Annotated in this window: 17 protein-coding genes; 10 read left to right on the forward strand and 7 right to left on the reverse strand. The window is 56.0% G+C overall.

The features are described 5' to 3' along the window. Positions 1 to 53: 53 nt before the first annotated feature. Both ACR0BT_RS01210 and aroB read left to right on the forward strand, forming a co-directional pair. Positions 54 to 641 (forward strand): shikimate kinase, encoded by a 588-nt coding sequence (locus ACR0BT_RS01210; RefSeq protein ID WP_480762368.1) that lies wholly within the window; start codon positions 54 to 56, stop codon positions 639 to 641. Further along, positions 641 to 1,753: a 3-dehydroquinate synthase gene (gene aroB / locus ACR0BT_RS01215; RefSeq protein ID WP_170817674.1), complete on the forward strand. Its 1,113-nt coding sequence runs from the start codon at positions 641 to 643 to the stop codon at positions 1,751 to 1,753. The genes ACR0BT_RS01210 and aroB overlap by 1 nt, the downstream gene beginning before the upstream one ends. Before the next feature lie 3 nt (positions 1,754 to 1,756). Here aroB and ACR0BT_RS01220 read toward each other — a convergent pair whose 3' ends face one another. Both ACR0BT_RS01220 and ssb read right to left on the reverse strand, forming a co-directional pair. After that, positions 1,757 to 2,827, reverse strand: a complete 1,071-nt coding sequence (locus ACR0BT_RS01220; RefSeq protein WP_170595835.1) for a site-2 protease family protein — start codon at positions 2,825 to 2,827, stop codon at positions 1,757 to 1,759. Between the two features lie 18 nt (positions 2,828 to 2,845). Then, positions 2,846 to 3,331 (reverse strand): single-stranded DNA-binding protein, encoded by a 486-nt coding sequence (ssb, locus tag ACR0BT_RS01225; protein WP_170393305.1) that lies wholly within the window; start codon positions 3,329 to 3,331, stop codon positions 2,846 to 2,848. A gap of 207 nt (positions 3,332 to 3,538) precedes the next feature. Between ssb and ACR0BT_RS01230 the strand changes: the two genes are divergently transcribed. The 3 genes from ACR0BT_RS01230 (at position 3,539) to ACR0BT_RS01240 (ending at position 6,286) form a co-directional block, all read left to right on the forward strand. After that, the gene (locus ACR0BT_RS01230) at positions 3,539 to 4,117 is read left to right on the forward strand and encodes a lytic transglycosylase domain-containing protein (protein ID WP_170405293.1); all 579 of its coding nucleotides are present in this window, start codon (positions 3,539 to 3,541) and stop codon (positions 4,115 to 4,117) included. A gap of 87 nt (positions 4,118 to 4,204) precedes the next feature. Further along, positions 4,205 to 5,167, forward strand: a complete 963-nt coding sequence (locus tag ACR0BT_RS01235; RefSeq protein ID WP_170405297.1) for a LuxR C-terminal-related transcriptional regulator — start codon at positions 4,205 to 4,207, stop codon at positions 5,165 to 5,167. A gap of 132 nt (positions 5,168 to 5,299) precedes the next feature. Further along, positions 5,300 to 6,286 carry an MBL fold metallo-hydrolase gene (locus tag ACR0BT_RS01240; protein WP_170393302.1) on the forward strand — a complete coding sequence of 329 codons (987 nt, stop codon included), beginning with the start codon at positions 5,300 to 5,302 and terminating at the stop codon, positions 6,284 to 6,286. Positions 6,287 to 6,400: 114 nt separating this feature from the next. Here the strand turns inward: ACR0BT_RS01240 and ACR0BT_RS01245 are convergent, their stop codons facing one another. From ACR0BT_RS01245 to miaA, 5 genes are all read right to left on the reverse strand, one after another. Continuing rightward, a complete protein-coding gene (locus ACR0BT_RS01245) occupies positions 6,401 to 8,488 on the reverse strand; it encodes a dipeptide ABC transporter ATP-binding protein (RefSeq protein ID WP_170393301.1) in 2,088 nt (695 codons plus the stop codon). Positions 8,489 to 8,581: 93 nt separating this feature from the next. Then, positions 8,582 to 10,045, reverse strand: coding sequence for an ABC transporter permease subunit (locus tag ACR0BT_RS01250; RefSeq protein WP_170393300.1), 1,464 nt, complete (start codon positions 10,043 to 10,045; stop codon positions 8,582 to 8,584). Between the two features lie 13 nt (positions 10,046 to 10,058). Continuing rightward, positions 10,059 to 11,105 (reverse strand): ABC transporter permease, encoded by a 1,047-nt coding sequence (locus tag ACR0BT_RS01255; RefSeq protein WP_170393299.1) that lies wholly within the window; start codon positions 11,103 to 11,105, stop codon positions 10,059 to 10,061. Between the two features lie 121 nt (positions 11,106 to 11,226). After that, entirely contained in the window at positions 11,227 to 12,897 is a 1,671-nt protein-coding gene (locus ACR0BT_RS01260; protein WP_170393298.1) for an ABC transporter substrate-binding protein, read from the reverse strand. Positions 12,898 to 13,248: 351 nt separating this feature from the next. Then, complete coding sequence (gene miaA, locus ACR0BT_RS01265; protein ID WP_480762370.1) at positions 13,249 to 14,142, reverse strand: tRNA (adenosine(37)-N6)-dimethylallyltransferase MiaA; 894 nt, start codon at positions 14,140 to 14,142, stop codon at positions 13,249 to 13,251. Positions 14,143 to 14,239: 97 nt separating this feature from the next. On the opposite strand from miaA, the gene pyrH reads away from it, so the two are divergent. The 5 genes from pyrH to ACR0BT_RS01290 all read left to right on the forward strand — a co-directional run bounded on the left by pyrH (position 14,240) and on the right by ACR0BT_RS01290 (position 19,302). After that, on the forward strand, positions 14,240 to 14,992 hold the full coding sequence (pyrH, locus tag ACR0BT_RS01270) for a UMP kinase (RefSeq protein ID WP_170405311.1): 753 nt from the start codon (positions 14,240 to 14,242) through the stop codon (positions 14,990 to 14,992). Between the two features lie 137 nt (positions 14,993 to 15,129). Beyond that, entirely contained in the window at positions 15,130 to 15,339 is a 210-nt protein-coding gene (locus tag ACR0BT_RS01275; RefSeq protein WP_480762371.1) for a hypothetical protein, read from the forward strand. Further along, complete coding sequence (locus tag ACR0BT_RS01280; protein WP_480762372.1) at positions 15,326 to 16,552, forward strand: aminotransferase class V-fold PLP-dependent enzyme; 1,227 nt, start codon at positions 15,326 to 15,328, stop codon at positions 16,550 to 16,552. The genes ACR0BT_RS01275 and ACR0BT_RS01280 overlap by 14 nt, the downstream gene beginning before the upstream one ends. A 47-nt stretch (positions 16,553 to 16,599) precedes the next feature. Beyond that, positions 16,600 to 18,024, forward strand: coding sequence for a cryptochrome/photolyase family protein (locus tag ACR0BT_RS01285; RefSeq protein WP_480762374.1), 1,425 nt, complete (start codon positions 16,600 to 16,602; stop codon positions 18,022 to 18,024). Between the two features lie 69 nt (positions 18,025 to 18,093). After that, positions 18,094 to 19,302, forward strand: a complete 1,209-nt coding sequence (locus tag ACR0BT_RS01290) for an SAM-dependent methyltransferase (protein ID WP_170393292.1) — start codon at positions 18,094 to 18,096, stop codon at positions 19,300 to 19,302. Positions 19,303 to 19,315 lie beyond the last annotated feature (13 nt).

Consider the following 19,315-nt stretch of genomic DNA (forward strand, 5'->3'; position numbering starts at 1 on the left):
TTTGCCCAAGTTATAACTAGCATTTTTCTTAAGATCACGTCATTCACGACGAAATGAGCGAAATTAAGCATAACACGGTGCGTTCCGACACAGCGGCGCAGTTTCAACTGCACAAAACCGTCGTTTTGGTCGGAATGATGGGGGCTGGAAAGACTGCGGTGGGCCGGGCTCTGGCGGCTCGGCTAGGCGTTCCCTTTCTCGATAGCGATTCCGAGATCGAATCGGCCGCCAACATGACCATCCCCGAGATCTTTGCCCGCGATGGTGAGGGGTTCTTTCGCAGCAAGGAAAGTCAGATCATCGGGCGGCTTCTGGACGAGGAAAAAGGCATCCTGTCGACTGGGGGCGGCGCGTTTCTGGCAGAAGGCAATCGAAAAATGATCTCAGATCGCGGTGCATCTGTGTGGTTGCGGGCCGATCTGAACGTGTTGTGGAATCGCGTCAAACATAAAGACACGCGCCCATTGCTGCGTACGGCAGACCCGTATGCAACGTTGCGCGGTTTGTACGAGGCGCGCGTGCCGATCTATGAACAGGCCGATCTGGTGGCTGACTCAGATGGCGAAACCGCAATCGAAGATATGGTGGATCGGGTGATCGCTGCATTGGTGACGCGCCCTGATATTTTGGAACGAATTTAATGCATCAAACCGTACATGTTGATCTGGCCGAGCGTTCATATGATGTTGAGATCGGTCCCGGCCTTTTGGCGCAATCTGGGGAACGGATTGCTCCACTGATAAAGCGTAAGCGTGTCGCGGTTCTGACGGATGAGACTGTCGCGGGCCTGCATCTGGATGCACTGCGTGAAGGCCTGGCCTCAGCCGGGATCGGGATGAATGCTCTGGCACTGCCAGCGGGTGAGGCCACCAAAAGCTGGCCGCATTTTGAGCGAGCGGTAGAATGGTTGCTGGCGGAGAAGGTCGAACGGAACGACATCGTCGTTGCGCTAGGTGGGGGTGTGATCGGTGATCTGGTGGGATTTGCTGCAGCAGTGATGCGGCGCGGGGTACGCTTTGTTCAGATACCGACTTCGCTGCTGGCACAGGTCGACAGCTCGGTTGGGGGCAAGACCGGGATCAATGCGCCACAGGGCAAGAACCTGATTGGAGCGTTTCACCAGCCGTCACTGGTGTTGGCCGACACGGACGTGCTGGGCACGTTACAGGCGCGGGACTTTCTCGCCGGATACGGCGAAGTCGTCAAATATGGACTGTTGGGCGATGCCCAGTTCTTTGAGTGGCTTGAAGACAACGGGCCTCTGTTAGCATCCGGCGACATGGCGGCGCGCGTGCAGGCCGTCACACGCTCGGTTCAGATGAAGGCCGATATCGTGGCACGCGACGAGACCGAGCAGGGCGACCGGGCGCTGCTCAATCTGGGTCATACTTTCTGCCACGCGCTTGAGGCTGCAACCGATTATTCTGATCGATTGCTGCACGGTGAAGGTGTCGCCATCGGCTGTGCGCTGGCGTTTGAAACTTCTTCTCGGTTGGGGCTTTGCCCGCAAGAAGATCCAAGCCGTGTCAGGGCGCATTTGCGCGCCATGGGCATGAAGACTGATCTGGCCGATATTCCGGGTGAATTGCCGGATGCAGAAACGCTGGTCGATCTGATGGCGCAGGACAAAAAGGTCATGGATGGCCAGTTGCGTTTCATTATGGCACGAGGCATCGGACAGGCCTTCGTCACTTCAGAAGTGCCGCGCGAGACAGTGGTCTCGGTGCTTGATGATGCGCTGGCCGCCTGCTGAGATTCAGCGCCCCTGGATTACCATCAGCTCGCCGATGTTTTCGCGGGTGATATAGCCAACCATGTGTCCCGATTTGGTACAAACAGCAATTGCGGGTGCACCTTTATGCAGGCCATTCAGAACTTGGTCCAAACCGCTGGTGAGCGCGACTTGTGGTATGTTCTTATCCATAATCGACGCTGCAGGCTCGGATCGGGGATGGTCGCTTGCTAACGCTGCGAACAGTCGGTCACGAGTGACAAAACCCAAAAGGCTGCCATCCTCGGCCAAGACGGGAAACTCGTGCTGGGTCGTATGAATGACCGCTTGAGCCGCCGTCGCCAACGTATCATCGGGCGACAACGCCTTGAACTCGGTGATCATCGCATCCCGGGCCTTAACACGCCGCGCAACCGAACGTAGCGCAACGTCCTGGTTTTCGGAATTCGCGGCAATGAAGACAAAGACGGCGATCAGAACCAGTATCGGGTTGCCAGAGGTCAGCCCCAGAAAACCAAGCCCGACCGCTACGATCTGACCGCCAAGGGCGGCGATCCGCGTGGCCTTGGCACGTTCCATCTTCATACATAGCAAGGCGCGGAATACACGCCCGCCGTCCATCGGAAATGCCGGGATCATGTTGAAGGCCGCCAGCAGCAGATTCACATAGGCCAGACGGCTCAGTAGGTTTGTGCCTGCCGAGTCGATCTGGGCCAGCGATCCAAGTTGTATCCCCGCGCCTAAAACCACGAGGATGGCCCAGATGACGACGTTTACGGCCGGGCCTGCTAAGGCGACCCAAACCTCCTGCATCGGTTTTTCTGGCATCCGCTCAAGACGTGCCAGTCCACCGATTGGCAGCAAAGTGATATCAGGGGTGCGAATCCCGTATCGCCTTGCCATGAGCGCGTGACCGAATTCATGCGCGACGACACAGGCAAACAAAGCCAGAACGAACAGGATGTTGTTGAGCGCAGCGGGCCAACCGCCGCTGGAATACGCTGCAAAACCAACCCAGGCGAGCAGCAGGAAGAAGGTGACATGGACCCTCAGTTCCGAGCCGAGCAATCGGCCAAGTGAGAAGGACCATGCCATGTTGTTTCTCCGTTTGGTTTAGAACGGAATCTCGTCGTCATCGATGCCGCCGGATGCAGGGGCAGGGGCGCTGGACTGGCCGCCATAGGGATCACCATAGCCTCCTCCGGCCTGACCACCGCCATAGCCACCACCGCCGCCACCGCCTTCACCGCGGGCATCCAGCATAGTCAGCTCGCTGCGGTAAGGGCGCAGGACAACCTCAGTCGAATAGCGATCCTGCCCCGACTGATCCTGCCACTTGCGGGTCTCTAACTGGCCCTCGACATAGACTTTGCTGCCTTTACGCAAATACTGCTCGGCAACGCGAACCAGAGGTTCCGAAAAGATGGCGACTGTGTGCCATTGGGTTCGATCCCGACGCTCACCAGTGTTGCGGTCTTTCCATGTCTCTGACGTTGCGATGCGCAGGTTGCACACCTTACCACCGTTCTGGAACGACCGCACCTCGGGGTCGGCACCGAGATTGCCGATCAGAATGACCTTGTTGACTGAACCCGCCATATATTCCCTCGTTTTACTCTGACTGGATGGCGCCCGAATCTGGCGCTGTATTCTGGTGCTGACCCTATACGGGCTACGACTTGGTTGAAACATGATTGATCGTGCAACGCTGAGCAGGAAAACATTAGGACTGTCTTAACCAAGCTTTCATTTCCGGCTGATTTAACTATAATCTGATTGGTTGTTGAGGGTGCAGGATTGGCATTAATGCGTTTTCTGGTCGGCGGTATCTCGGTATTGGGTCTTTGTCTGACGTCGTTCGCGACGCAGGCAGAAACGCTGTCCACCAAGAATCGCAAGGCGATATTCCTCAAGCAATCCAAGGTTTTGGATAATCGGGCCGCTACGCAATATCGCGGCTCTGAACGGCTTAAACCCAAGACCGAGCGTGGGAAATTCGTCAAGCGTTACACTGGTAACTATCGGGGCCAGTATCTGGATCATGCCAGAAAAGCAGCGCGGCAACATAACGTGCCGGAAGAACTTTTCCTGCGACTTGTTCAACAAGAAAGCGGGTGGAACCCGAATGCCAAATCCCACAAAGGGGCCTTAGGTCTTGCGCAACTGATGCCCCAGACCGCGCGGCTGCTGGGCGTCAATCCGCACGATCCGATCCAGAATCTGGAGGGTGGTGCGCGTTATCTTTCCTGGCAATACCGTAAGTTCAAGTCCTGGCGCCTTGCACTGGCAGCTTACAATGCAGGGCCCAAAGCAGTTGAAAAGCACGGCGGAATTCCACCCTACAAGGAAACCCAGAACTACGTAAAAGTGATCTGGGGGGGCTAGCTGCGCCGCAGCGTGTCTGTTTCTTGATCTACCGCCAAACGCTGTCCTAGTCTGATTGGATAACCTTTCGGACTTGTGCGAATTACGATGATCCAAGATCGACCCAACATACCACCCGAAACAATGGCGAACTGGCAGCGTTTGGTCGACCTTGTTTCGCAGCTGGCCGATGTGCCCGCCACTTTGATCATGAAGACCGAAGCGCCGGATCATGCGGTTCTGATCACATCGGATCATCCAGAAAACCCATACCCGGTCGGCATGAATTTTCGACTGAACCCCAAGCTCTATTGTCAGGGCGTTCTGGAACGCGACGGCGAATTTGTTGTCGAGGACGCAACATGTGACCCGGCCTGGAGCGACAATGAGGACATGGAGCATGGCATGTCCTTCTATATCGGTTTTCCGCTGAAGTGGCCGGATGGTTCGGTATTCGGAACAATCTGCGTCTTGGACCGTCACCGCAATCGCCGAGCCTTGTTGTTTCGTGAAGGTTTGGCACAGTTTGCGCGCATGGTTGAATCGGATTTGGCTTTGATCCAAGAGGTTTACCTGCGCCGAGCGCTGGAAGTGAAGTTGAATGAAACTCTGGCGCAACTGGAGCACCGCGTCGCGGCGAGGACGCGGGAGCTGCAGGAAACAAACACGGCGCTACGGGTGCTGTTGACCAGTTTGGACGACGATCGGAAAGACCGGGATCAGGATATCGTAGATCAGGTTCGCACGATGGTGTTGCCTTATCTGGACAAGTTGCGCGGGCTATTGACTGAAGGCGACGCCTCGCAAGTTTATCTGGAACTGGCCGAGCGTAATCTGCAAGAGATTACTTCAATGATTTCCGACAAGCTTTCGGATGCGTTTTCGGTCATGACGCCGACTGAGATCGAAATTGCTCAGCTGGTCATGTCGGGCAAAACCACGAAAGATATCGCCCGGGCGATGTCGCGCGAAACTTCTACAATTGATTTTCATCGTAACAATATTCGTCGAAAACTTGGCCTCGAAGGCCGTGATCAGAACTTGCGAAGCCATCTTTTGTCGATTTCGTGATTTCTGAATATGGGGATTTCCCCCATATTCCCCCCCGATTTTTCTGATCTGAGCAACCTGTGCCACGCGCGCTAGGCTGGTCGCAAGGGTGCGGACCAAGCCGTGCCTTTTCAACTCGGGAGGATAAAAAAAATGGATCGCAAAGATCTGAAACCCACAATTCTAAACGGAGAACGCGACACATTGGCAAGTGGTCTGTCGCGTCGATCGTTCTTTATGGCTGCCGGGGCCGCCGGCGTCGGTGCAGGGGCCTCACTGTTGGGTAGCAAACCGGCCGAGGCGCAATCGCAGGCCTGGCTGCAGCCTGGCAACAATAACCATGTAATCGATCTACAGGGCTCGACTGGTCAGGCAAGCACGGGAGCGGTTGGAATCGATTATTACGGTCACTGCGCGATTAAAATTACCTCTCCAAACGGAGCGACCGTTTTGTTTGATCCTTGGCGCGATGATCCCTCCGGCGCATGGGGCCTGTGGTTCCGCAACGAGTTCCCGCAGATCCCAGTTGATATCACTATGTCCACTCATGCTCATTTTGACCATGACGCTATCGAGCGGCCAAGTTCCACAATGGTTTTAGACAGGATGGCGGGCAATTTTGAATTTGCTGATCTTAAGATCACAGGTTTTGCTGACAAACATGCCTGCGTTGCGCCGGGTTGGTACGAATGGACCAACGCCTTGGCCGAGTTTGGCGCGGAAGCTTGTCCGCCCAACAACGTCGGACATATGGACATGGTGGTCTACCTTGTCGAAACCGGAGGCATTCGCACCTTGATCTGGGGCGACAACCGCCACAATCCGCCTCAGGAGTTCTGGGATGCTATAGGACAGGTAGACGTGCTGACTTTGCCCGTCGACGGATCGGAACACATCCTTAGCTTCGATCAGGGCAACGATATTGTCGCCAAGCTCAAGCCCAAGATCATCATCCCGACGCACTACCTCAATGAGGTTACGTCATACACGCTTACGACGCTGCAGGCCGCAGACGATTGGGTCAAAAGCCAGCAGAGTTACAAGATGCTCGACAGCGCCAGTCTAAAACTGGAAGCCGGAGATGTGGCGGGTATGAATCAGGAGTTCATGCACTTCGGCAACAACGTGATGACGGGCTGATTACGATCAGAAACTGCCACTCACCCACGACCTGCGTCGCCTGTCTCCCCACTAAACGTGACGCAAATTGAAAGGGCCGGTTTTGACCGGCCCTTCTCTTTCGTTTGCGCGGATCTATTCGGCCGCAATTTTGATAACCGGCTCCATTTTGGCCAGAATGTCTTCGGCAAGGTGACATTTCACCTGATGACCATCCGCAAGTGTTTGCACCGGGGGCACATGGGATTCGCATCGCCCATCCGGCACTTCTGATTTCCAGCGACAGCGTGTTTGGAATGGGCAACCCGGCGGCGGGTTCATGGCCGAGGGGATATCGCCCTCAAGCACGATGTGCTGTTTTTCGATCGATGTGTCCGCGATTGGAACCGCACTTAGCAATGCCTCAGTGTAGGGATGATAGGGTGGGCTAAAGACCTGATCGGTGGTGCCCAGTTCAACCACATGCCCCAGATACATCACCATCACACGGTCACTGAGATAGCGTACGATTGAAAGGTCGTGACTGATGAACAGCAGCGTGGTTTTGTGCTCGCGCTGAATCTCCATCAACAGGTCCGTAACGGCAGCTTGTACGGATACGTCCAGCGCCGAAACCGGTTCATCCGCAACCACGATCCGTGCATCACCGGCAAAGGCGCGGGCGATACCGACGCGCTGCTTCTGACCGCCTGATAGCTGGCGTGGCATCCTGTCCGCGAAGGCGCGGGGCAATTTCACGAGATCCAGCAGTTCCAGCATCCGCTTCTTGCGATCGGCCTCGGAGTCACCGACGCCAAAGATTTCCAGCGCCCGGATGATTTGACGGCCTACGGTCATCGACGGGTTCAGCGTGTCGAACGGGTTCTGAAACACCATCTGCACTTCGCCAACGGTCTTGGCGTCGCGTTCTTCGATGGGCACGTCCTCGATATTGCGATTGTCCAGCAGGATCTGCCCGTCGGTGGCTGTTTCCAGCCCCATCAAGACCTTCGCAAAAGTGGATTTGCCGCAACCGGATTCGCCGACAATGGCAAGCGTCTCGGATTCATGCGCTTCAAAGCTTAGCGTCTCATTGGCCTTGACCACTTTGGTTTCACCACCGCCGAACAATGCATTCGCAGCCACCTCATAGTATTTCTTGAGGTTATCCATTTTCAGAACAGTCCGGCCAATCTCGCCTTTCTCTTTCTGCTCACCTACTGTGATCGGTGCGTTCCAGTCGATTTCCTGGAATTTCAGACACCGCGTATGATGGCGGTCATTGCCCGGCACCGCCTCCATCAGAATGTCTTTTGCGTCACAGCGACCTTCTTCGAAATAGTCACAGCGCGGGCCAAAATTACAGCCTGGGGGGCGCTCATGGGGCAGGGGAAAGTTCCCCGGGATGGCAACCAGCGGGCGCGAGTTCTTATCTGCCCCCGGCAGCGGGATCGAGCGGAACAGCGCCTGCGTATACGGGTGCTGCATTTCGTCGAATACATCCTTGATCGAGCCACGCTCGACGGCCTCACCTGAATACATCACACACAGCCGGTCGCAGGTTTCCAGCACCAGACCCAGATTGTGCGAAATGAACAGCATCGAGGTGCCGTATTTCTTGCCCAGATCCTTGACCAACTCGACCACGGCGGCCTCGACCGTCACGTCCAGAGCGGTTGTTGGCTCATCCAAGATCAACAAGGCAGGTTTCGACATCAGCGCCATCGCAATCACGATCCGCTGCTGCTGACCGCCTGACAGCTGATGCGGGAACGAGTTCAGCATCCGCTCAGGGTCGGGCAGGCGTACATCGGTGACCACTTCCAACGCACGAGCATAGGCCTCTTCGGCACCAACGCCCTCATGAATCATTGGCACTTCCATCAGCTGTTTGCCGATCTTCATCGCCGGATTCAGCGAGGCCATCGGCTCCTGATAGATCATCGCGATTTCATTGCCACGTATGTCGCGCAGCTCTTCGGTGGTCATTTCACCCAGATCACGCCCTTTGAACTTGATCGAGCCACCGACGATGCGGCCATTCTTGCCCAAATCCTGCATGACACCCAGCGCCACGGTAGATTTCCCACAACCTGATTCACCCACCAAACCGACGGCTTCGCCGGGTTGCACACTGACCGAGAAATCCATCACGGCAGGGATCTCACGAAGGCGGGTAAAGAAGGAAATCGAAAGCTTGTCGATCTCCAGGATTGGCCCGTCATAATCCGCCAGTTTGTTCATCTTATTACTCCTCGCGAGAGTCCGGGGGTTCCCCTTCATCTGGCTAAAAATATCTCGGGGGTCCGGGGGCAGAGCCCCCGGCCTCGATCACAATCAGTCCTTCAGACTTTCTTCGCGCAGACCATCCGCCAGCAGGTTCAAGCCAAGAACCAGCGACAGCAATGCCAGCGCGGGCGGCAGTGCGGGATGTAGATAGATCGACAGAAGCTTGCGCCCCTCGTTGATCGTCGAGCCCCAGTCCGGGCTTTCCGGTGGCAGCCCCAGCCCAAAGAAACCCAAGGTTCCAAGCAGGATGGTCGTGTAGCCGATGCGCAGGCAGAAATCGACGATCAGCGGGCCACGCGCGTTGGGCAGGATTTCCCACAGCATGATGTACCATGGACCCTCGCCGCGCGTTTGGGCCGCAGCCACATAGTCGCGAGTTTTGATGTCCAGCGCCAGTCCGCGTACGATGCGGAACACGGTCGGAGAGTTCACGAAGACCACCGAGACGAACACCACCAGAATACCGCCTGGAATATCGAACAGATCAAGGTAGGTCGGCAGACCCCAGATGCGGTAGCTGTCGGTGTTGATGATGTAGCCACCGGTCGAAATCAGCGACAGGTAGAGCCAGAGCGCAACACCCAGAACGCCGATCAACAAAGGCGTTCGAAAACTGGGACGCGTATAGAAACGCGAATTCAGCAGAACGCCGAGGAAGATGATCGGGAACACGAATAGGATCGCCGCCATATAGTTCGGCACGCCGGTCGCTACGATCTCGGGCGTGACCAAAAGGTAGAACAGCAAGATAACGGGAAAAGCCAGGATCAGGTTCGCGAGGAATGACAGGAGCGTATCCAGACGCCCGCCATAGTAGCCTGCGGGTAAACCCAGAGTGATACCGACCATGAAGGCAAACATCGTCGCCAGCGGCGCGATCTGCACGACGATCCAGGCACCTTTAACCATACGGCTAAAGACGTCGCGCGCGAGGTTATCTCCACCCAGCAAATACCAAGCGTATTGACCGTCCTCCAGATTGGGAAGCGGGGTGCCCGGCACTTTGTTCTTCATACCCGAGACCTGCGACAGGGGATCGTGGGTTACGATCAGATCGAGTGCGCCAAATATGCCGGTGAACACCCAGAACATCACAAGGCCAAAGCCGATCATACCAATGGGGCTGTCGAACAGCTTGCCATATAGGCCCAGCTTGCGCTTGAACGCAATCGACATCGCATAAAGGATGATCAGCGACAGCCAGACGGGCAGAAACTGCTGAGAGATAGCGCCGATGATGCCAGCACTGGTCCCCATCAGGATGCCAAGGACAATGTACGCCACCGCGATTCCCACACTTGCCAAAAAGCTATAGCGCAGCGCCGATTGTATCAGGATTCTCAGGCCAGAGCTCGAACTGAGCGTCCCATCGGCATTCACAATCATCTGATCTTCGGGCAGCACGATACTTGCCAGCATCCAGACAACGATGGACAAAAGCATCAGTCCCAACGCAAGCATCAACAGCGGGTTCAGGAAGGCGATAGAGCCGGTCCAGGTAAGTGGTTCCATGATCTATCCCTCCTTACGAAATGCGGATGCGCGGGTTGAGGTAGACATAGCCGATATCCGAGATCAGCTGCGTCACCAGCACCACAAAGACCGACACGACCGAGATCGCCAGCAGCAGCTGGATGTCATTGTTGCCCGCTGCCTGTACAAGCGCCCAGCCAAAGCCCTTGTAGTTGAACAGGGTCTCGACGATCACGACACCATTCAGCAGCCATGGGAACTGCAGCATGATGACTGTAAAGGGCGCGATAAGCGCGTTGCGCAGCGCGTGTTTCATGACGATGTTCGGGAATGACACGCCTTTCAGACGCGCCGTCCTGATGTATTGCGCCGTCATCACCTCGGTCATTGAGGCGCGGGTCATCCGGGCGATATAGCCCATCCCGTAAAGCGCGATGGTCAACACTGGTAAGAAGAAATTCTCAAATGTCGGGTTCTCCATCGCCTGAGTGGCGGTGCCTTTGAACCATTTGAGTCCGACGGCGGAGGATGTGAAGATCGCTATGAAGATAACGCCCGAGACGTATTCTGGGGTCGCCGTCGTCGTGATGGCAAAGGTTGAAAGCGTCCGGTCAGTGGCCGAACCTTCCTTCATCCCGGCCAGGATGCCCAGAATAAGTGCCGAAGGGACCATCAGCAGCATCACCCAGAACATCAGCCGTCCGGTCAGTGCCAGCCGGTTGCCAACAACGGTAGAGACCTCTTCCTTGAAGACAGTTGAATATCCCCAGTACCCCTGCAGGATACCGCAGAAATTCGGAGATTCCTCGGCTGTTTTGCCTGGCAGGATACATCTACCCTGAACGGTTCCGTCCTCATTCGTGTGTCGGAACGAGGGCAGGACACCGAGCCATTCACCGTATTTGATCGGCGTGGACTGGAGGTAGCCGTTTTTCTCCAGATAGCTCTCGACCTGTTCATCAGACATCCTGAAATTGCCCTGCGTCTTCGCAAGCTTTTCCAGGTTCGGGTAGAGATTGGTAAGGAAGAAGACCAGGAATGTCAGGCACAATGCTGTCAGCAGCATAATCCCCACACGCCTTAGAATAAAAAGTCCCATGTTAGCCCCTGTTGATCGGCTGGCGTGACAGGCATTTCGCCCCACGCGTTGCTATTGTTCTGGTCGCCGTATTGAGGACGAAGGGCCGCGCCAGTTCGGCGCGGCCCTTGTAGGTTTCGGCTTAGGAAGTCAGGCCGAACTTATAAAGCTGCGGCAGGTCCGCAATGTGCTTTTCGACACCGACCATATTATCGCGGTGGTGACGCATCGCGGTCCGCCAATAGGGCTGGATGACCACGCCTTCGTCGATCATGATCGCCTGCAGTTTCGCCATCACCTCGCGGCGCATATCGACATCCGCGATCGAGTTCGCCTCGGCCAGCAGCTTGTCGAACTCTTCGTTGGCAAAACCAGATTCGTTCCAAGCGACACCCGACTTATACGCCAGTGCCAGAACCTGCGTGCCCAGCGGGCGGTGGTTCCAGTTGGTCGAGGAATACGGATACTTGGTCCAGTCGTTCCAGAATGTCGAACCAGGCAGAACCGTGTGCTTTGCCTTGATGCCCGCATCGTTCAACTGAGCCACTACCGCAGCCGTGGTATTGCGACGCCAGTCATCGTCGATCGACTGTACTTCGTGTTCGAAATCGCCCATACCCGCTTCGTCCATCAGCGCCTTTGCGCCTGCCGGATCGTAAGGGATACGCGTCACAGCCGAGTCGTACTCGGGGTGCATCGGGCCGACATGACAGTTGTCGGCAGTGATGCCGTAGCCGGACATGCCAAGTTCAAGGCAGACGGCGTTGTCGACTGCCATGGCAAGGGCCTGACGGACCCTCTTGTCGCCATAGATTTTGTTGCCGTCGGCGTCTTCAGCCAGCTGGTTGGGGCGAATGACAATGGTAAAGCCCGATGGGATTTCCGAGCGGACAAGGCCAATACTGTCAAAGATGTCGACAAACTCGCCAACCGATTCCCAGTTCATATCGATCTCTTCGGCCTCATAGGCGGCCAGGAAAGCAGCAGGGTCAGTGCCATAATCGATGAATTCGATCCGGTCGATATAGCCGCCTTTACCAGCTTCGTAGCCCCACCAGTCAAAGCCTTCGTTGCGGACCAGTACGCCCTTCACGCCGACCTCATGGCTTTCGGGCATCATGAAACCCGTACCAACTGGGTTGGACAGCATATCATTTGCATCAAAGCTGCTGTGTACGATTGCACCCGGATAATCTGCCATGCCGGGGATGATCGTGATATCCGGCGCGTTGCACTTCAGCTTGACTGTATGCGAGTCGACAACGGTGATGGCGCCATCTGCGGCTTTCTGAGTGCTCTCATCCATCAGTGAGGCCATGCGCGAGGCCATCGAGTTCCCTTCCAGAGACCCGTCGCACCAACCTTCGATATTGCGAGCTACGTCTTCGGCAGTGAAATCGTCACCATTGTTCCACTTCACACCTTTGCGGACGTTCAGCGTGTATTCAGTGGCGTCATCATTGGCTTCCCAGCTTTCCAGCAGCATGGGTTTGAACGAGCCGTCATTATTGTATTCGACAAGATATTCCAGCCAGCCAGCCGTGAAGGTTGCGATCTGCGTCCAGTCATATGTGCGCGGGTCTTTCAGTGCGCGCACTTCCATTTGATAGCGGATGGTGCCGCCACGCTGAGGTTCGGCAGCGGCTGCCGGTGACTGCAGGCCAATCATGCCATATGCCGTCGGTACAGCAACGCCCAGCGCGGTTACACGGGCCAGAAATTCACGACGGCTCAGATTGCCCTCACGATATTCCTTGGCGTGCATCTCTGCCGCCCAATGCATCGGCTTTCCGTTGATTGTCTGGTTTTCCATAGATGTCTCCCTGTGACACATAATTTTTTTAGATTTCGTGTTTCTGATTGATAGAGCCGGGCACTACAGGGACCGTTTGGTCTCGGTTGGTAGGGCCACGGGCTTGGATTTACGATTTATCAACATCCCCATAGCCGCATTCGGCACCAGTTTTTTCCCTGCGTCAATGTTGGAAATCGTCATAGATGGTACAAAAACGACATCCGAGCAGAAAGTGAGGTTCGGAAAGTTTCAATGTGAAAGGAAACGAGACACGTTGTGACGGGTAGATGGATATATATCTATCTCTCACCATGGTGCTGATTAAGACGTTGTTATATTAGGCTTTATCGTCTCCGGCGACTGCAGCCTTCAACACGCAGCGTCAAGGTGATGCCAGAGCTTCATGCGCGCACGGAACCATGTGCGTTGGCGTTTGGCAAACTGCCGTGTCGCGATCGTCGCTTTTTCGCGCGCCTCATCCAGTGTCATGCGGCCGTCCAGGTAGCCCATTAGCTCCGGAACGCCGATCGCTTTACAGGAGGGAAAAGAGGGGTCAAAGCGATCGCGCATGGCCTCCACTTCCACTATAGCTCCTTGGTCCAACATCAGGTCGAACCGTCGGTTTATGCGATCCAGCAGCCAGTCTTTTCTGGCGTCGAAAACAATCGGCACCGTGTTTTGAATATGCAGTATCGGGGCGGGGGTGTCAGCCTGCCAATCCGAAAGGGATCGCCCGGTTGCGCTCTGAACCTCCCAGGCGCGCTGAACACGCGCGCGGTTTTGGGTGTCGATCCTCTGCAGGGTCAGACCGTCCAAACCCGCGATCAGTTCTTGCAACGGCAACTTATCCGCGTGTTCCCGGATTTCCGGCGGGGTTGCAGGGATATCGGCCATCCCCTCGGTCAGAGCTGTGAAATACAGACCGGTCCCTCCGACGATTATCGGACGAGGGCGTTGCGACAGCATCGGCGTGACCTCTCGCAGCCAATGACCAGTCGAATAGGTCTGGTCATAGGCAACATGCCCATACAAACGGTGCTGTGCGCGGGCCTCATCCTCGGGCGAGGGTCGGGCCGAGATAATACGCCAGCAGTCATAGATTTGACTGGCATCGGCGTTGACAATCACGCCTCCGAAACGCTCGGCGATCAACAGCGCCAGCGCCGATTTACCCGAGGCAGTGGGCCCGGCGATCAATACAGGTTTGTCATCGGGGATCGACGGCAATTGCGCCAAAAGCCGGTTCTCAGAGTTGTCGGCCATGACTGGTTGCCCCGTTCCTGACTATCCGCATTGAACCTGCGGAGGTTTTGCTTCATTTTGCGCCGGAAAATAACCCCGTGCCAGCCCGGAGCGCAACATGAGCCTTTCCCCTTCCGTCGAGACCACCGAGACCCCAAAAACAACATATGACCGTGTCATGTTGAAGATTTCCGGCGAGGCGCTGATGGGAGATCAGGGATTCGGACTGCATCCGCCCACCGTTCAGCGCATCGCGCAAGAGGTCAAATCGGTTCATGATCTTGGTGTTGAGATTTGCATGGTCATCGGGGGTGGCAATATCTTCCGTGGTCTGTCTGGATCTGCGCAGGGGATGGAGCGTACGACAGCCGACTACATGGGTATGCTGGCGACTGTCATGAACGCGCTGGCGATGCAATCCGCGCTGGAGGGGGTAGGGGTCTTTACACGTGTAATTTCGGCCATTCGGATGGATGAGGTGTGCGAGCCCTACATTCGCCGCCGTGCTGTTCGTCACCTTGAGAAAAAGCGGGTTTGCATCTTTGCCGCAGGAACCGGGAACCCCTATTTCACCACCGATACCGCTGCGACTCTGCGCGCTAACGAAATGGCGTGTCAGGCGATCTTCATGGGCAAGAACGGTGTGGATGGCGTTTATGACAAAGACCCCAAGGTACACTCGGATGCAGTGCGCTATGATCAGGTTTCCTATGACGATGTTTTGGCCAAGCGGCTGCGCGTGATGGACGCATCGGCCATTGCATTGGCGCGCGACAACAATCTGCCACTGATCGTTTTCGGTCTGGATGAACCCGGCGGGTTCCGCGGCATCCTGGCGGGTGAGGGGACTTATACCAAAGTTCAGGGCTAATGCTGATTTGAGCAACACTGAGCCGGGCATCTCTGCCCGGCATTTTCCTACCTAAAAGAAACTAAGCCCCGCGTGGGCCAATGACTTCGTCAGTGCACGCATTGCGTGGCGGCAAAAAATACCATTAACGCAATCACTTGACCCAACCTTCTACCTCTGGCTATCTGGCCGGGTCTGCTGGTGGTGATGGGGCCATCATGGGGGCTGCCGCCGATCCTTACCCGTTCCAAGGACCTGCGGCTGGGCTGGAAGACCTGCCTTGTTTTCGGGGATGTCCGGACTTTGCGCGGGCAACGACCCGGACTGTAGTGCATGATAAGGGAGAGAGATGCGATGGGCGCTCTTGATATTGAATTCGTTCGGGCACAGTTCCCGGCCTTTTCGGAACCCAGCCTTCAGGGACAGGCCTTTTTTGAGAATGCAGGTGGATCCTATACCTGCAAACCTGTGCTTGATCGGTTGAGCCGGTTCTACACCCAGCGAAAGGTTCAGCCCTACGCGCCCTATGAGGCGAGCCGTGCGGGTGGCGCGGAAATGGACGAAGCACGAGCGCGACTTGCCGCGATATTGGGGGTGGAAACAGATGAGCTGAGCTTTGGCCCTTCGACGACGCAGAACGCCTATGTACTGGCTCAGGCATTCCGGCAGTGGATGCAGCCGGGCGAAGCGATTGTCGTGACCAATCAGGACCACGAAGCAAACTCGGGGCCCTGGCGGCGATTGGCCGATGAGGGGATCGAAATTCGGGAATGGAAGATTGATCCGGAGAGTGGGTCTTTGAACCCGCAAGATTTGGAGAATTTGCTGGACGAGAAAGTGCGGCTGGTGTGCTTTCCGCATTGCTCGAATGTCGTTGGGGAAATCAACCCGGTCACCGAAATCACCGCGATCGCCCATGCTGCGGGTGCTTTTGCCTGTGTCGACGGGGTCTCTTACGCACCGCACGGGTTCCCCAATGTCGGTGATCTGGGCCCAGATATCTATCTGTTTTCCGCCTACAAAACCTATGGCCCGCATCAGGGTTGCATGGTTATTCGACGAGCTCTGGGTGAATTGCTGCCCAACCAAGCGCATTATTTCAACGGCGACACTCTTTTTAAGCGGTTCACACCAGCCGGGCCTGACCATGCTCAGATCGCGGCCAGTGCAGGCATGGCGGACTATGTGGACCTGCTTTGTTCCCATCATGGCGGACCGGAAGCAGGAGCTTCGGCAAGGGGGTCCTTTGTGCATGATCTGATGCGGGAACACGAGGTCGCTCTGTTGCAACCTCTGCTGGACGCGGTCAAAGACCGGAACGCTCTGCGCCTGATCGGACCGTCTGATGCCAGTCGGCGCGCACCGACGGTAGCGTTAAGTCTGAATAAGAAGGCCGAGCCTGTTGCTGCCGAGCTTTCGAAACACGGTATCATGGCAGGTGGCGGTGATTTCTATGCTCATCGCCCTCTGCAGGCGATGGGTGTCGATGCAGACCAAGGGGTCTTGCGTCTTAGCTTTACGCACTACACCAGTCGACAGGAAATTGATCAGCTTTTGGAGGCGCTTGACCGCGTTTTGTGATCCAGTTTCTGCGGCGCTTCGTAGTTCGAAGAAAACATGGGGCGGACATGGATTTTGATCATTCTCCGATCATTTTGTGGTTCAGGCGCGATCTTCGGTTAGGAGATCATCCGGCGCTGAGCGCGGCGGTGCAATCAGGTCGACCCATCGTGCCCGTATTTGTTCTCGATCATCAGGTTCAGACTTTGGGTGCCGCGCCGAAATGGCGCCTTGGTCTGGGCCTTGACGCTTTTGCCAGCAGGCTTGAGCAGCTTGGCAGCAAGTTGATACTGCGCCAGGGTCAAGCACTGGATGTTCTTTGTGAACTGGTCAGAGAAACTGGGGCAGGCTCCGTATTCTGGACGCGGGCTTATGATCCAGAGGCGATCAACAGGGATACCCAGATCAAGGCTGCTTTGACCGAACAGGGTATCCAGGCACAGTCTTTTGCTGGCCAACTTCTGTTTGAGCCTTGGACGATCGCCACCAAAACCGGCCAGCCGTTTCGGGTCTTCACTCCGATGTGGCGATCAGTGCAGGGGCGCGAAGTCTCTTTGCCCGAGCCCGCGCCCACGCGGCTTATGACGCCGAAAACCTGGCCTGCGTCCGATCAATTGCCTGATTGGCGTCTGGATCGGGATATGCAGCGCGGGGCCGCAGTGGTCCGCCCGTTTGTCCACCCGGGTGAAAATGCGGCGCTGGACCATTTGGATGCGTTTCTGGAACGTATTGATCAGTATCGCGAACAGCGGGATCAACTGGATCAATCTGGAACCTCTGATCTTTCAGAATACCTTGCACTGGGCGAGATCGGGCCGCGTACAATCTGGCATCGGGTGCAAATCGCCGACCAAACCGGGGCGCATGGTGGTGAAGGCTATCTGCGTCAGCTTGTGTGGCGTGAGTTCGCCTATCACTTAATGTACCACTGGCCGCATCTTCTGAGTGCCAATTGGAAGCCTGAATGGGACGCATTCCCTTGGAATACTGATCCCGACACGCCCGAAGTGCGCGCGTGGCGCCAGGCAAGAACCGGAATTCCGCTTGTCGATGCCGGTCTAAGACAAATGTATGTCACCGGGCGCATGCACAATCGGGCTCGGATGATTGTCGCGAGTTATCTGACAAAGCATCTGATGACGCATTGGAAAATCGGCGCAGACTGGTTCGGGGATTGCCTGATCGACTGGGACCCAGCTGCAAATGCGATGGGATGGCAATGGGTGGCCGGCTCCGGCCCTGATGCCGCACCGTATTTCCGTATCTTCAATCCCGACACACAGCGCGAGCGGTTTGATCCAAACTCAGGTTATGTGCGTCGCTGGATTGCCGAGGGCCAATCCGAGCCGCCATCCACCGCGCTGGCCTATTTTGATGCCGTGCCGCGATCATGGGGGCTTTCTCGTGACCAGATGTATCCCGCACCGGTGGTGGGGCTGAAGGAAGGCCGCGCCCGTGCGTTGGGCGCGTATAGTGCCAGAAAAGACCAGTAAGGAACTGAAAACTTGCCAGAAACCGAATCCCGTCCTAGCTTTGACCCGCAACCGCAGAGGGGAGAGCGGATGTTCCTGACGAGCACCGAAGGGCAGGAAAACCTGCCGAGATATTTTACACAAGTCTTCAAGATGCTGAAGAGGATGGAGCGCGGCCGACTTGACATCGCGCTGCCCGACGGACGCATTTTCCGCGCGGATGCGCCACAACCAGGCCCCGTGGCACATGTGGACATCCACGACCCGGACGTCTTTTCCCGGCTGGTGCGCGAGGGAGAGCTGGGCTTCTCGGACGGCTACCTTGAAGGCGATTGGAGCACACCGGACCTACGCAGTTTCATGGACCTCGTGCATCTGGGAACTGAGACGGTCTACGATGATTTTACCGGACAGTTTCTAGTGCGAGCCTATGAAAGACTGCGGTTCTGGTTGCATCGTAACAACCGGTCGCAGGCGAAAAAGAACATCTCGTATCACTATGATCTCGGCAATGACTTCTATGGCCTGTGGCTGGATGACACGATGACCTATTCCAGTGCCATATTTGAAACGGGTCAGGAAAGCCTCGAAAAGGCGCAAACTGCGAAATACGCCAGCCTGGTGGATGAAATGGGGGCCAAACCGGGGGATCATATCCTTGAGATCGGGTGCGGCTGGGGTGGGTTCGCCGAATATGCCGCGAAAGAGCGTGGGTTGCGCGTCACCGGGCTGACCATTAGCCAAGAGCAGTTGAAGTTTGCTAGAGAGCGAATTGAAAAAGCGGGACTTTCTGATCTCGTGGAGTTCAAGCTACAGGACTACCGCGATGAGCAGGGTCAATATGATGGAATTGCCTCGATCGAGATGTTCGAGGCAGTCGGTCAGAAATACTGGCCCGCATATTTCAACACGGTCCGTGATCGGTTGAAGCCTGGCGCCCATGCCACTTTGCAGATCATCACGGTCGCGGATCATCGCTGGGACATTTACAAGAACGGCGTTGATTTCATTCAGAAATACATCTTTCCCGGTGGGATGCTGCCCGCACCGTCAATCCTTAGAGATCAGATCGATCAGGCGGGGTTGACCGTTGTACGCTCAAAAGAGTTTGGCAAAAGCTACGATCTGACCCTGCGACGCTGGTACGAGACATTCAATGCCAAGTGGGATCAGATATCGGAGATGGGGTTTGATGAGCGTTTTCGCCGCATGTGGAATTATTATTTGACCGCATGTGGCGCAGCCTTTGACACCGGTAATTGTGATGTGACACAGATCACGATAGCCAAACCCAGTTGAAGAACGGAAAAAT

The sequence above is a fragment of the Ruegeria sp. CJ6 genome (genome assembly GCF_056536665.1).